Source organism: Coprobacter fastidiosus, from assembly GCF_030296935.1.
Taxonomy (GTDB): Bacteria; Bacteroidota; Bacteroidia; order Bacteroidales; family Coprobacteraceae; genus Coprobacter; species Coprobacter fastidiosus.
In genome coordinates this window covers 1,567,101-1,581,755 of record NZ_AP028032.1, presented here as the reverse complement: position 1 = coordinate 1,581,755, position 14,655 = coordinate 1,567,101, and the positions used below count along the sequence as shown (strand labels likewise).

Sequence of the window (14,655 nt, the reverse complement as noted above, 5' to 3'; positions counted from 1 at the left end):
TTATATGGATTTAAAAATCACGATAATATATTTATCGAAAAATTTAGATAGCATCTTGTAGATTGCGGATGCGGTAGAGAGTATAAAAATAACGGTTGATCAATTGATCAACCGTTATTTTTATTAAATATGTTATTTATTGCTTCGTTTACGTTCCGTCTCATCCAAAATAATTTTTCGGAGACGAATATGATGCGGAGTAACCTCTACATATTCATCTTCTTTAATGTATTCGAGAGCTTCTTCGAGGCTAAATACGACAGGAGGAATAATTTTTGCTTTATCATCAGCTCCTGAAGCACGCATATTGGTGAGTTTTTTCGATTTGGTTACATTCACTACGATATCGCCCTCTTTGGCATTTTCACCCACAACCTGCCCTGCATATACTTCTTCTTGCGGAAAGATGAAGAATTTGCCTCGATCTTGCAGTTTATCTATTGCGTAAGCATAAGCAGTTCCTGATTCCATAGCAATCAGCGATCCGTTTGTACGGCGGTCAATATCGCCTTTCCATGGTTGATATTCGAGAAAACGATGAGCCATGATCGCTTCACCGGCCGAAGCGGTCAACACATTATTCCGAAGGCCGATGATACCACGAGACGGAATTGAAAATTCCATGTGTATGCGGTCTCCTTGATTATCCATGCTTAGAAGATCTCCTTTGCGGCGTGTTACCATATCGATAATCTTGCTGGAATATTCTTCAGGTACGTTAACGGTTAATTGTTCTACCGGTTCACATTTTACACCGTCGATTTCGCGGATGATTACTTGGGGTTGACCTACTTGCAGTTCGTAACCTTCACGACGCATGGTTTCGATTAAAATAGATAAATGGAGAACTCCACGTCCATATACAGTCCATACTCCATCTTCAGGAGCTTTTTCTACACGTAAAGCAAGATTCCGGTCCAGCTCTTTTTCAAGTCGTTCGGCAATATGTCTGGATGTGACGAATTTACCGTCTTTACCGAAGAACGGAGAGTCATTATTGGTAAATGTCATCGACATGGTCGGTTCGTCGATGGCGATTCGTTTCAGCGGTTCTGGATTTTGAATATCGGCGATCGTATCTCCGATCTCGAAACCTTCGATACCGATCAGAGCGCAAATTTCACCTGATTGGGCAGATTTCACTTTGGTTCGTCCCAATCCTTCGAAAATATGTAATTCCTTAATTCGTTGCTTTGAAATAGAACCGTCTTTTTTACATAAAGCGACATCTTGTCCCTCGTGTAATTCTCCTCGGTGCACGCGTCCTATGGCAATACGACCTACATAGGACGAGTAATCTAAAGATGTTATAAGGAGTTGGGGTGTTCCTTCTAAATAAGCTGGTTCGGGAATATTCTCGATAATGGCATCTAATAAGGGTGTGATGTCTTCTGTCCGATTTTTCCAATCAGTTGACATCCAATTTTGTTTTGCAGATCCGTAAATTGTCGGGAAATCGAGCTGTTCTTCTGTTGCATCGAGACTGAACATCAGGTCAAATACCATTTCCTGCACTTCATCGGGACGGCAGTTCGGTTTATCTACCTTATTGATTACTACGATAGGTTTCAAACCCATTTGTATTGCTTTCTGCAATACGAAGCGGGTTTGAGGCATCGGGCCTTCAAAAGCGTCTACGAGCAATAGACAGCCGTCGGCCATATTCAATACCCGTTCGACTTCTCCCCCGAAATCGGCATGTCCCGGAGTATCTATAATATTTATCTTATAATCTTTATATCGTATTGATACGTTCTTGGAAAGAATTGTTATTCCTCGTTCACGTTCCAGATCGTTATTGTCGAGTATTAACTCGCCGGAGTTTTGATTCTCGCGAAATAGTTGTCCGGCCAAAAGCATTTTGTCGACCAGAGTCGTTTTCCCGTGGTCAACATGTGCAATGATAGCGATGTTTCTGATTTTTTGCATATAATCTATTTTGAGTGGCGCAAAGGTACGACAAAAATTTTTATGATGTTTCTCTTTAATTTAAGTTTTCTTCCTTTGTCATTAATATTTAATATTCTGATCCTTTTTATGAATTTTTTTTCATGTTTTTAGAACCTGTTTGGGTTTTCCGATAATATAAAAGGAATATGCGGCAAAGAGTCAAACAAGGCTAAAATGGGAAATACCAGAATCTTTTCAGAAGAAAAAGCGTTCGGATATTTAAAAAAGCTTGCAAAAATATGGTAAATCAAAAATGAATTTATACCTTTGCCCCCTCAAAGAATTTATTAACAACAAAATCGCAGAAAAATGTATTTAACTTCTGAGAAAAAAAGAGAAATCTTTGAGAAATACGGAAAGTCTAATACTGATACTGGCTCACCTGAAGCGCAGATAGCATTATTTTCATACCGTATTGCTCATTTGACTGAACATTTAAAGTCAAATCACAAAGATTATAGTACTGAAAGAGCTCTTAGAATGTTGGTTGGTAAACGTCGTCGTTTACTTGACTATTTAGTAAAAGTCGATATCGAACGATATCGTGCTATTATTAAAGAGCTTGGCATCAGAAAGTAAGGAATTGCTTCAGCCCAAAAACGGCTGTCCGTATTTACGGACAGCCGTTTTTGCATTTTTTCAAGTAAAAACTTGTTGTTTAAAGAATTTCTGATTTTTAATCTTTTGCCAGACTGAATTCTTTATCGGCAAATAATTCTGCCAGTCCCGAAATTTGCTTTAGGCGCAATAACTCGTCTTTATCCATTCCTATATTCTTTTGTATCCAGTTGTCAGACATACCGGCTTTTACGAGTTCCGATACAATATTACTCATCAATTCAATATTGTGGGTTCCTCTTGCCCGGTTGTGGCGTATTGTAGATGCCATTCGGTTAGATAGATCTTTTTCTATTACGACAACCGGTAATTTCCCTTCTTCTCGCTCATAAATTCGTTTCGAGGTTTTCATTACCTGATATCGGTGATATCCATCTACCAGTTCATAAATGTCCTGTTCGGGGATATAATAACATACACAGGGCATCGTGTACCCATCTTCCCAGATCGAAACCTCCAGAAGTTTCATTTCCGGAGGAGCGACTATATTTGGATTGTAACTATTGGCTACGATCTTTTCGATCGGAACGGGCAAAACTTTGTATACAGGACTTTGGTATTTTTCCATAATTAAAATAAGGATTGGTATTTTTTCATGACGTTTTCCCTTAATTCTTTTTCGTGTTTATTAGGGGAGAACCCCATGTATTTACAACAATGGTCGTTTTTCAAAATGCAAATGCAAATTCGTTTAAAAGTCGGGATCTCTTTAAATTCAGGAATATCGATGTCATCGAGATAATCCATTCTCACTGGTTTTTTCGAAGTTTTATAGTTACTTTTTTCTCCGACAGTGATCGAGATACCGGCATCTTCCAACTTCTTTATTGTTTCATTAGCAAGACAGCCGCCTTTATTTTTCCAAAAAGCCACGCTCACCGATAGTTTTTCAAGATAATTGTTTCTTGTCTCTTCGGGAAGTGTACTTAGTAAAAATTTCATATAATCTGCCCATGTCATATTCTTAGGCAATTTTATAGACTGCCATCCTAAAGCCGTTGTACCGCCATATATCCCGGCAAATCCGACTCCGTTTACTCGGTTTATCATACGCCCCCACATGTCAGGATCGATAGCTCGGTATAGTTTTAAGCTCCCGATTGCTTGAGAAAGAAAAGGACTGGCTACACGTTGTTTCTCCAAAGAGACGCCGGCTTGGTAATACAAATCATAGAGATGGTTATAGTCCCATTTGAATTTTCCGTTTGCAGTCCATACATCCGTTGTCTGCCAATCATAGATCGGATATGCATTGTAGATGTATTCTCCACACCGTCTTGTCCATTTCAGACCTCTATATTTCTGATAATTTTTCGAGCTGTATATCGTTCGCCAACGATTATAGCTTTCTTGAGTTCTTATCCCAACGAGACAGCAAGTTCGTTGCGCTTTTTTTTGGATGTGCAACCAGTGAGCGAATTTGTATTGGAACTCATAGTCCCACATGTCTTCTGTGTAAAATGGAAAATCTTCTTTTCGGTAACAACCTTCAGGCATCTCACGGACCCAGATGTCTTGGCATGTATCGTCCCACGGTCGCCAGAATTGTTGGTACATAGAGGTGCAGGTTATAACTTTGAACGGTACGCAGACCCGGTAAACATCCAGAATGTCCGCATTAGATTTGAATACTCGTTCTACGTACTCTATTGTTTCCTGATATTGTACCTCATAGTCCATATGGAAGACCGTCAGTTTCCGATCGAGCTTATGTTTCCGAATGTAATCGATGCAGAGATTCAATAATACTCCGCTATCTTTCCCGCCGGAGAAAGAGACGTAGACATTATCAAATCCGGAAAAGATCTTTTCCAGGCGGTCTTGGGTCATATCATATACATTCTTTCGGGTTGTTTTCATCTCCTTTCCATTCCATTTTTACATAAAGTTTCCATTCTTTGACTGGAGAAAAACCTTTCTCCTGAAATATATTTACGTGTCGGGTATGTGTAACGGAATATATCGGATAATCTTCTCCGAAAGTGGTTACAACTTTGTCTATCATTTGGGAAAGCAATTTTGCATTATCTCCCGAAATATAATAGTTGTCTATTGTGACGTTGTGTGCTTTGATTTCGACTGGAATGAATCCTTGAACAGTATTGTTTTCGGTCGTGACAAACCAAATGTGGTGTATTGAAGTTTTAAAAGGATAATTGTTGTTTTGTCTCAAGATTCCCGGACTCATAACCAAAGGGGCGACAAGCTTATATAACTGGGGATCGGTTCCTGAAAATTTTTCTATCTTCATAAAAACAAACTTTTAAATCCTATGTGATGCCCGATGAATTATAAAAATCATCAATACTTATTAATTTGATCTTCTCTTCTTAAAGTCTTGTTTTAACTAAAAATGTACTTGAATAAAGCATTGTATTTTTAGCGATAATACTATTTTATGACAATAAATATTAGCAATTTGTCATCTTTTGTGCATATAAAAAATAAATAAAGAAAATCATATTCACAAAATTATAAAATTAATTTCTGATTTGCACGAGATTTTAATTCATAAATGATTATTTTTAAGATAAATAAACTTTAGTAAATATGTGAATAATTATAAAATTTAAACTTTAACGAGAATCGGAATTTAATAACCTGTCTAATTTTATTCGAGCAAAGTTTTAGCGAAATCCACAAGAATAGTCAGACGCCCCGAGAGGATACTTGGTTGTGTTTTTGATTACTTTTATTATTTGATTCTTTCTTGTTTTGAAGTTGGGAATAACTGATTTGAAAATATTTGTTTCGGAAGTATTTGGATTTGTCGAATAGTTTTTTTACTTTAGATTATTAATTGGTAATACGGATGAGATTAGGAACGGAAATATTTCAGGTGAACCGTAGTTTGAAAGACCCCTATACCGGTTGTTTACTGGTTTCAGAACCATGCTTGAATGAGGTATATTTCCAGCGGTCGGTTATTCTCTTGGTTGATCATGACCCGTTAATCGGAAGTATGGGATTGGTTCTTAATAAGTCATCCAATCTAATGTTGAATACCGTAATCGAAGGTTTGGAAAATGTTCCGGAGATTCCTGTCTTTTGCGGAGGGCCTATGGAGAGCGATCATTTGTTTTATATACATACATTGGGGCGATTAGTACCCGGATCGATAGAGATAGCTGAAGGATTATATATCGGAGGTGATATAGATGTGATATTGTCTTATATAAGAAGTGGAAATACCGTAGAGGGGCATATAAAATTCTTTTTAGGGTATAGCGGTTGGGAGGCCGGGCAATTAATAGATGAGATTGCCAATATTTTTTGGATCGTATCCGAAAAAGTATCGCCTTTATTTTGTATTTGCGGTGATGGGGAACAGAGTTGGCGTAAAGCTGTCGTAGATTTAGGAGAAGATTATAAATCATGGCTCAAATATCCTCGTTTGCCTATTCTCAATTGATCCGTTGCATGACAACTACGTTTTTATATCCGTTTTCAGTTTTTACCCATTCTTTAAAAAGTCCGCAAGATATGAAACCGTTTTCAGAAAAGAGTTTCAAACTGTTTTTATTTTCTTGAAGGATGTGGGCATAAAGTTGGTGCAGATGCAAAAAACCGAAAGCGTATGAACACATTAGTTGCAAAGCTTCATTGCCGAAACCTTTCCTTTGATGATCCGGCGCTATAAGAATACCTACCGCTCCTCTTTCGTGATGTGGGTCGATCTCGAACAAATCTACCATTCCGATTGTTTCGTTCGTTTTTTTTAAAGTAATCATCATTCGTAGTTGTCGGGTCTGATAAATATCGTAACAACTGTTTTGAATATATTCACGAAGAGTGAATTTTGAGAATGGAGCTAATGTACATCCATGAACCCATAGAGAAGAGTCGTTTTCCCATTGATATAAAATGTCGAGATCTTCGGGTTCGATAGCTCGTAAATAGATATTTGTTCCGGATAGGTATGACATACTTTTTACAGTTTAAAGATAACGGTGATGTTTTTTGTAGAAATAGAGGAGTGCCTGAATATGCCGGCATGCCAATTTTGAAAAAATTTTTCGGTTGGTTACCCGTTTCCAATGATGGATAATTGAAAATTGGGGTAGATAGATGATTTTGAAGCCATTATTCCGTACTCGTATACAAAAATCTGCATCTTCCGGACCGTAAAAAATATTTTCATCCAAAAGACCTGTCAAATCAAGTACTTCACGACGGATCATTTGACAAGCTCCGATTAAATATTCCGGCTCATATTCAACTGTATGAAAAATCTCTTTATTTTTTCTTCGTATAAAAGTGTAAAAAATGTTTTTGAATTTTATACCGAGTCCCGGATATTCCTTATCGCTTTTTTGAGTTTCTTTTTGTGTATTTGTCAGTTTGCAACCGCAGATTCCTGTTTCGGGATGAAAGTCCATATAAGCAACCATGCCGTATATAGCATTCTCGTTAGCGATAGTGTCATCATCGAGGAGCAGAATATATTTGCCCGATGCTTTTTCTATTCCCCGGTTACGGGCGTATGCTACACCTTGGTTATAGGGAAGTGTGACCGTCTGTATTTGAGGATAGTTTTCCTTAACATATCGTGATGCACCGTCTGTTGATCCGTTATCTACCCAGATGATCTCGATATCTTCTTTCTGCAGTGTATATGAAAGAGATGCAAGGCACTCTTTAAGATGTACCAGAGAATTCCAAGATATGAGGATGATTGATAACCGCATAAAGACTATTATCCGAATAATTTTATTTTTAAGGCTCTTAGAGCATATGAAAATTCTTTGACCGAAGTGAAGCGTCTGAGTTGTGTCGAAATAAAATAGTATGAAAAGAAATATTTCAAATTGCTCCGGAATAATATCCTTTCCATTTCGTGAGATGAAAGATGAGGATAATTTAATATTGACTCTCGTTGAACATCGGTAGGGATATATTCTCCACCTTTAATCCATCCGTTTTCTTTTGCCATAGCATAAAATTCCGTACCGGGAAAAGGGGATACGATGTTGAACATAATCTGATCGACTTTCAGTTTTTTTGCTCGTCGTAAAGTATCTTTAAGAGTTTCTTTGGTTTCTAACGGACTTGTCCCGATTAGAATATTCAGCTTGACCGGAACATTATACTTTTTTAGATACCCGATTGCGTCATATATCTGTTTTTGTGTAATTCCTTTTTTAATGAATTTAAGAATATCTTCATTGAATGATTCTACGCCTAAATCAACATATTTACAGCCCGACATACCTAAAGCTCGAGCTATTGTGTCGGTAATCGCATCTACTCGGGCTTGACATCCCCATGAAAAGCCGTATTTATGCATAATATTACAGATTGCCAGTGTTCTTTCTTCATTCCAAATGAAGTTGTCGTCCATAAATCCAATAGCAGTATATCCTTGTTCGTGCAATATCTTCATCTCTTTTTCAATGCTCTCTATTGAGCGAAAAGAGATAAACGGCTTCTTTTTAAATTCCCGGCGGTTCTCTATTTCCCGAGCGAAAGTTAACGAGCTCGGTACGCAGTAAATGCACTGATAAGGACAGTTTCGTGAAGTGATTGCTGTCGTATAAGGTGATATTTTTAATTTGGGATTGTGATAATCCCGATCTGCAATATGATGGCGTGCAGGAAAAGGAAGAGAATCTAAGTCTTTTAATAACAAATGGAATTTGTTGTGTATGATTTTCCCGTTTTCCAAATATGAGATGCCTTCGGTCAGTTTCCAGTCTGTTCCATCTCGTAAAGCATTTGTCCATTCTTTTACAATGACTTCCGGTTCTCCTCTGACGATAACGACTTTTTCATCTGTAAAAAAGCGATCTGTAAAATAAGTAGGTCCAGGACCCATAAACACGACAAAGGCGTCCGGCCGATATTTCCGGATCAGGGATAATGCGATCAAATCGTTCTCTATTGACAGATTTACAGTCCAGATATAATAAATATCGCTGTCGTCTTCTTTAAGGAACTTTTCGAATTTTTTTCGTGAGGTTTTGTAATAGACAAAGTCTCTATATATCGGAGTATATCCTTCTTGTTCTAAGACTGCGACAACGGTCAATTCGTATATATTCGGTGCAGCATACACGATACGGGTGCACCCCGCAGTTCGTTCGGCTGGTTTATTATGGTCTAATACAGGTGGAACTAAGAATGTTAATTTCATGGACCTTAATTTAGCGATAAATTCAATATATATAAACGATCTATTGACGGTATTTCGTATATTTATATCCCGTTTTTTTATGGTTTGAATGTCTCATTAAACGGCATTCTGTTAATAATAGATCTGCCGAGAGTGATTTCATCAGTATATTCCAGTTCGTCACCGACCGATACACCCCGTGCTAAAATAGAAATTTTTATGTTGTGAGGAGCGAGTTTTCTGAAAATATAAAAATTGGTCGTGTCTCCTTCCATCGTAGCGCTGAGGGCAAGAATAATTTCCTGTATCCCTCCTTCCGATACCCGTTTTACCAGACTGTCTATTTCCAAATCTGAGGGACCGATCCCGTCCATGGGAGAAATGACACCGCCTAAAACGTGATACCGTCCTTTGAATTGATGGGTATTTTCAATTACCATCACTTCTTTGATATTCTCTACGACACAAATGATAGAATCGTCCCGGTTGGGGTCGGAGCATAATGAGCAAGTATCCGAGTCGGAAATATTATGACATACGTGACAATATTTTATCTCTTTACGAAGTTTTATAATGGCATTTCCGAAATTTTCTACTGAAAGCTCTTCCTGCCGGAGCAGGTGTAATACTAACCGCAAGGCAGTTTTTCTTCCGATACCCGGTAGTTTGGCAAACTCATTTACCGCATTTTCAAGTAATGCAGAAGAGTAAGGTTGATTCATCTGAATATTGTTTTTTGTGTTTGTCTGATTCTCTATGAATAATACTGTTTTTGTGATGACCGAAATGAAAACAGTCTTAAAAGAGACTCGATATTAAAAAATATTTTTGCTACGAAATTAAGATTTTTCTTTAATAAAGCCGTTACGGTAGGCGGTCAATAATTTTTTTAAATCTTTTATCTGAGTTTCGAGTTCTTTTCCTATATCGGTGTCGCGTACCATCATTCGTTGCGAACTGAGTTCGAGGATAAAACTGGTCGAAATAATATCGATACCTTCTTCTATTGCTTTTTGTGCTGACTGAAAAGGTTCATGTTGTGTCAGTTGTAATCCTCGCGAGTGAAAAATCAACGTATAGCCTGCGATTCCGGTTTCCGGTTGGTAAGCTTTTGAAAAGCCTCCGTCGATTACCAACAATTTTCCGCCGGCTTTTACCGGTTTTTCTCCTTTGATCGTTTTTACCGGAACATGTCCGTTGATAATATGGGAATGAATGTCATTTATTCCGAATTCTTTCAGTATCATGTCGCAGACACGCTCTTCATTCCTTAATGTATAATAATATCCCTTTTTCTCTTTCCAAAGCTCTTTATCATCGGTAAAGTAGCGTTCGAACGTCGCCATTTTGTCTTTGTCGAATGGAGGTGCATCTTCTCCGCACCAGAGATACCACATATAATCCCGTGCAAATTTTTTCTCTTCAGAACCCTCTTCATCAAAATAAGCGATTCGTATTATTTGGTCTATCCGATCGAGTAATGCTTTTCCCTTATATTTTTTGTCTCGTATCGTTATCTCTTTAAAAGATCCATCGGCATTCAACGGTATAGAGGCATGATACAGCAGATTAGAGTTGCGTACCAGATATATGCTTCCGTAAGAAAACAGGCATCGCATGTGTTTTCTCAGTTTTTCGCTATTGACAAAAGAGTAACGTAATCGACGCATCAGTTCTTGCTCTTCATCGGTAAGTTTATAAGGATCTTTAGGATTGATAGTCGGGAAATAAGTGTCCGTTAAAGGATATTCTTTTCCATACAGAATCAATTTCCCCTGTTTATAGTCGATCTTGTCGAGCAACAGTCGATTATCCATATTATATTCAGGATGAGCTTTGATGAGTTGAGCCTCCAGTTTAAACTGTATGATCGTAATTGCTTTATGCATTTGAGCGATCAGTTTTTGGGTCTTTTCGCTATGTACGTTATCTGTCCCTACTTTAGGCATGAAAAGCGAGCAAGGGTCATCTTTATAACGTTCTATGGCGAATGTCGCCAATGGCAGCAGGTTTATTCCGTACCCGTCTTCGATCGTAGTCAGGTTTCCATAACGCATTGCCATTCTTACGACGTTGGCGATACAGCACATGTTACCCGATGCAGCCCCCATCCATAATATATCGTGATTGCCCCATTGTATATCGAAATTATGATAATTACATAATGTATCCATGATAATATGAGCCCCCGGTCCTCGGTCATATATGTCGCCTACGATATGCAATGTGTCTATCGTGAGTCGTTGTATGAGGTTGCACATGGCGATGATAAAACAATCAGCTCGCCCTGTCGATATGATAGACGAGATGATACCGTTTACATAAGCCTGTTTGTTCGGGTCTATCTGCGATTCATGCAGCAATTCCTGTAAAATATAGGAAAATTCTGTAGGGAGAGCCTTCCTTACTTTCGATCGGGTATATTTCGAAGAAACATTTTGACATACTCTGATCAGTTGGTGAAGCGTGATTTTGTACCAATCTTCCATGTCCGGTTCATGGGATTTTATCAGCTCCAACTTATGATCGGGGTAATAGATGAGTGTACATAACTCTTTTTTTTCGCTCTCCCGAAGAGTTTGTCCAAAAATTTCGTCGACTTTACGACGTACTGTTCCTGATGCGTTTTTCAGAACATGTTGGAAAGCTTCATATTCTCCGTGTATGTCTGTCAAGAAATGCTCTGTTCCTTTTGGTAAATTCAGAATCGCTTCCAGATTGATGATCTCGGTACATGCGTCCGATATGGTCGGGAATTGTTTTGAAAGCAGTTGTAAATATCGCAGGTCTTGCAATGCGGTCTCTACAGATATATTGTTCATAGGATCATAATTTTCCATGTAAAGCAATAGGTTTAGTAATTCAAAAATAGCCTTTTTTTTAGATCCGGGCAAGATTATCGGCAGATAATCCTTATATTTGTCATAATAACTGTCGATTAACTAAAATGATTATGGAGATAAAAAGTGCACGTTTTATAATAAGTAATACTGATGTAACGAAGTGTCCTTCGGGAAATTTACCGGAATATGCCTTTATAGGTCGTTCTAATGTAGGAAAATCGTCGTTGATCAACATGCTTACCAATAAAAAAGGGCTGGCGATGACTTCCTCTATGCCCGGTAAAACGCAGCTTATCAACCATTTTCTGATCAACGATGCTTGGTATTTGGTCGATCTCCCGGGATACGGATATGCACAGCGCGGTAAAGAAGGACGAGAAAAAATACGCAGCATTATAGAGAGCTATATCCTGAACCGTTATGAGATGACTTGCCTGTTTGTTTTGATAGACTGCCGACATGAACCGCAGAAAATCGATGTCGAGTTTTTAGAATGGCTCGGAGAGAACGAAATACCCTTTTGCATAGTATTTACCAAAGCCGATAAATTAGGACCTGTACGTTTTAAGGAAAATGTCGAGGCTTATAAGAAACGTTTGCTTGAAGATTGGGAAAAACTTCCCCCGGTATTTTATACTTCTTCGGAGAAAAAGCAAGGAAGAACGGAATTACTCGATTATATCGGGAGTATAAACGATTCGCTGGAGAACAGTTAAGGTGTTGTCTGTAGGCTCTTAACCTGCTTCTAAATTACGTTAAATAATATATTGTCATGAAAAGAAATGATATATTTGTAAAAGCCCTTTGTTCACTGCTTGTGATCTGCGGGCTTTTTTTATCAGGTTGTAAACAAAATAACAAAGATCATAATATGGCGACAAAAGATGATTTTATGCGGGAAGCGATAGCGCTTTCTATTGAGAATGTGAAAAATGGAGGAGGTCCTTTCGGTGCGGTGATTGTAAAAGACGGAGAAATTATTGCAAGAGGAGTGAATCGAGTTACGGCATCCAATGATCCTACCGCTCATGCTGAGGTGAGTGCGATACGTGAAGCTGCCGGAAAATTGGGTCGGTTCAATTTGAGCGGCTGTGAAATATACACGTCATGCGAACCTTGTCCTATGTGTCTGGGTGCGATTTATTGGGCTCGACTCGATAAAATGTATTATGCCAATACGAAAACCGATGCTAAGGATATAGGATTTGATGATTCGTTTATTTATGATGAGCTTGAATTAAAACCTGCAGATCGTAAGCTTCCTTCTGAGACTTTGTTGCGGAATGAGGCGATAAAAGCTTTTGAAATGTGGAATATAAAAGCGGATAAAATAGAATATTGAGTCTTTTGTTTGAAGAGATTCGTGATGAAACGGGATGGCAGAGTTGTCGTTCCGTTTTTTTGTGCGATTTCGATTTTTTCAGAATTTACAAAAATAATATTGGGGTTTAGACAAGCTATTAGGCAAATTATGAAATTGTGAATATATGTTTTTAAACAGAATGAAAATTTTTGATTTAATGATATAAGTATATAATTTTATACATCTTATTTTTATTTAAGAGTGTTTTTGTTTTGAAAGAATACTGAATATGGAGAATTGTGAGAGTGAAATTTTGTTTGGTTAGGACCAATTTAGACTTTATAAAAATATTTCTTTAACTTGTTATTCTTGTTGCAATAGAAAGTTTCTTTTAGAGATAAAGATAAATTCTTATAAAATGTAGGGTGATATAGCGTAGTATAATTTTTTTTGATCTTAAATCGGTACATGAATATGAAATCTTATTTAGTGTTTTTTATTCTTTTCCTTTCCGGTAACTTTATCGGACTCAAGGCTCAGTCGTCATTATTGATGGAGACTTCTTTACCTCGAGATAGAGATACTTTAATTATGCAGCAGGTGACTTTTTGTGCTCCGGGAGACAGTGGAACTAATGTTACATGGGATTTTCGGGATTTGGAATATTTAGATGTCGAGAAACGTGTGTTTTATAAAGGAAGATTAGACTCGATTCTTTGTATGTATCGAAATAAAACAGCATATAAATATAGGTTGTCAGGGGATTCTCTTTTGTTCTTAGGTTATGAAAATCCTGTGACAAAGATGTGTTTTGTGTCACCTGTGCCTGTGCTTCGTTTTCCTTTCTATTACGGAGATACGATAGCTTCTCCCTTTATAGGAAACGGAGGATATTCCCATGTTTATTCTCTCAAATCATACGGTTATTCCGAGACGGTTGCTGATGCGTCGGGTATATTGTTTCTGCCGGGAGAAGATACGCTTCGAAATGTAATTCGATTACATAGTAAAGAGCGTGTGGGTTTGCGGTTTATCGATTTTGACATATTCGGCCGGCAAGATTCTTTATTTACGGTTTCTTCGATCGGAGATCGGTTGACTGCTGATAGTGTTATATGGCAAGTCGATACATATCGGTGGTATTTGCCGGGATATCGTTATCCGGTATTGGAAACCATTGAAAATACGATTGATTGGAAAAGTAAGTCGGTGCGACATTTTTTTATCAGTATGCTATATTCTCTTGAAGAGCAAAGGTCGCTTGACAGAGATTCGGAGAATGAGCAGGTCAGGGAGCGAATATTTTTATCAGACAAAAAATACCAAGGGTGCTCCGAACGTTCCGGAGCGTTGTCAGATATGTCTGATCTGTTTTCTCTCTCATGTAAAATAGATCCGGTCGGCAATAGGGCTACAGTTTATGCCGGCCTTAATCGATCCTCGAGGATGGAGATATTGCTTGCCAATATGTCAGGAACGGTACTTTATCATGAATCGCCGCGAACCGTAGAGCCGGGATATTATGTCTCGGATATAGATTATGACCGATATTCTGAAACGGAGTTTATCATTACCGTTATTATCGGAGATAAACGAGAAAGTTGGAAAATAAAGAAAAGATAACCTTTGCTTAGAGCCGGTCTGAATTTTTCAATAAAAAATACGATCAGGACATCTTTTCCCGGGCTGTTTTCCCGTTCTTGTTTGTCAGATAACAGGCTATCTTTCTCATAAGACAGAAAAACATCCTCGAACGAAACTCTCAAAACCGATCCGGGCAAAATTCAGACAGCATCTTGTTTGGTTATAGTGAGAATTATTGATTGAAG

At 38.0% G+C, this 14,655-nt stretch carries 14 protein-coding genes; 5 read left to right on the top strand and 9 right to left on the bottom strand.

Going from position 1 to position 14,655, the window contains the following annotated elements; genetic code table 11:
- Nucleotides 1-132: 132 nt before the first annotated feature.
- Nucleotides 133-1,929, bottom strand: a complete 1,797-nt coding sequence (gene typA / locus QUE35_RS06285; protein WP_009318701.1) for a translational GTPase TypA — start codon at nucleotides 1,927-1,929, stop codon at nucleotides 133-135.
- 330 nt (nucleotides 1,930-2,259) lie between these two features.
- Between typA and rpsO the strand changes: the two genes are divergently transcribed.
- The gene (gene rpsO, locus QUE35_RS06280; RefSeq protein WP_009318702.1) at nucleotides 2,260-2,529 is read left to right on the top strand and encodes a 30S ribosomal protein S15; all 270 of its coding nucleotides are present in this window, start codon (nucleotides 2,260-2,262) and stop codon (nucleotides 2,527-2,529) included.
- Nucleotides 2,530-2,626: 97 nt separating this feature from the next.
- Here the strand turns inward: rpsO and QUE35_RS06275 are convergent, their stop codons facing one another.
- The 3 genes from QUE35_RS06275 to QUE35_RS06265 are packed head-to-tail and all read right to left on the bottom strand — an operon-like array spanning nucleotide 2,627 to nucleotide 4,819.
- Entirely contained in the window at nucleotides 2,627-3,136 is a 510-nt protein-coding gene (locus QUE35_RS06275; protein WP_022600498.1) for an IbrB-like domain-containing protein, read from the bottom strand.
- Between the two features lie 2 nt (nucleotides 3,137-3,138).
- Nucleotides 3,139-4,428, bottom strand: a complete 1,290-nt coding sequence (locus tag QUE35_RS06270) for a DUF3440 domain-containing protein (protein WP_022390320.1) — start codon at nucleotides 4,426-4,428, stop codon at nucleotides 3,139-3,141.
- On the bottom strand, nucleotides 4,400-4,819 hold the full coding sequence (locus tag QUE35_RS06265; RefSeq protein WP_022390319.1) for a hypothetical protein: 420 nt from the start codon (nucleotides 4,817-4,819) through the stop codon (nucleotides 4,400-4,402). The genes QUE35_RS06270 and QUE35_RS06265 overlap by 29 nt, the downstream gene beginning before the upstream one ends.
- Nucleotides 4,820-5,380: 561 nt before the next feature.
- On the opposite strand from QUE35_RS06265, the gene QUE35_RS06260 reads away from it, so the two are divergent.
- Nucleotides 5,381-5,980: a YqgE/AlgH family protein gene (locus QUE35_RS06260; protein WP_022600500.1), complete on the top strand. Its 600-nt coding sequence runs from the start codon at nucleotides 5,381-5,383 to the stop codon at nucleotides 5,978-5,980.
- On the opposite strand, the gene QUE35_RS06255 is transcribed toward QUE35_RS06260, so the two are convergent.
- From QUE35_RS06255 to QUE35_RS06235, 5 genes are all read right to left on the bottom strand, one after another.
- The gene (locus QUE35_RS06255) at nucleotides 5,973-6,494 is read right to left on the bottom strand and encodes a GNAT family N-acetyltransferase (protein ID WP_022600502.1); all 522 of its coding nucleotides are present in this window, start codon (nucleotides 6,492-6,494) and stop codon (nucleotides 5,973-5,975) included. The genes QUE35_RS06260 and QUE35_RS06255 overlap by 8 nt on opposite strands.
- A gap of 12 nt (nucleotides 6,495-6,506) precedes the next feature.
- Entirely contained in the window at nucleotides 6,507-7,256 is a 750-nt protein-coding gene (locus QUE35_RS06250; protein WP_022600504.1) for a glycosyltransferase family 2 protein, read from the bottom strand.
- Between the two features lie 8 nt (nucleotides 7,257-7,264).
- Nucleotides 7,265-8,701, bottom strand: a complete 1,437-nt coding sequence (locus QUE35_RS06245; RefSeq protein ID WP_022600506.1) for a B12-binding domain-containing radical SAM protein — start codon at nucleotides 8,699-8,701, stop codon at nucleotides 7,265-7,267.
- A 77-nt stretch (nucleotides 8,702-8,778) separates the two neighbouring features.
- On the bottom strand, nucleotides 8,779-9,402 hold the full coding sequence (gene recR / locus QUE35_RS06240; protein ID WP_022600508.1) for a recombination mediator RecR: 624 nt from the start codon (nucleotides 9,400-9,402) through the stop codon (nucleotides 8,779-8,781).
- Nucleotides 9,403-9,519: 117 nt separating this feature from the next.
- Entirely contained in the window at nucleotides 9,520-11,502 is a 1,983-nt protein-coding gene (locus QUE35_RS06235; protein ID WP_031258301.1) for a fructose-bisphosphatase class III, read from the bottom strand.
- 131 nt (nucleotides 11,503-11,633) lie between these two features.
- On the opposite strand from QUE35_RS06235, the gene yihA reads away from it, so the two are divergent.
- From yihA to QUE35_RS06220, 3 genes are all read left to right on the top strand, one after another.
- A complete protein-coding gene (yihA, locus tag QUE35_RS06230) occupies nucleotides 11,634-12,239 on the top strand; it encodes a ribosome biogenesis GTP-binding protein YihA/YsxC (RefSeq protein WP_031258303.1) in 606 nt (201 codons plus the stop codon).
- A 155-nt stretch (nucleotides 12,240-12,394) separates the two neighbouring features.
- Nucleotides 12,395-12,865, top strand: coding sequence for a nucleoside deaminase (locus QUE35_RS06225; protein WP_087879943.1), 471 nt, complete (start codon nucleotides 12,395-12,397; stop codon nucleotides 12,863-12,865).
- Nucleotides 12,866-13,300: 435 nt separating this feature from the next.
- Nucleotides 13,301-14,449, top strand: a complete 1,149-nt coding sequence (locus tag QUE35_RS06220) for a hypothetical protein (protein WP_147404870.1) — start codon at nucleotides 13,301-13,303, stop codon at nucleotides 14,447-14,449.
- The last annotated feature ends 206 nt before the right edge of the window (nucleotides 14,450-14,655 follow it).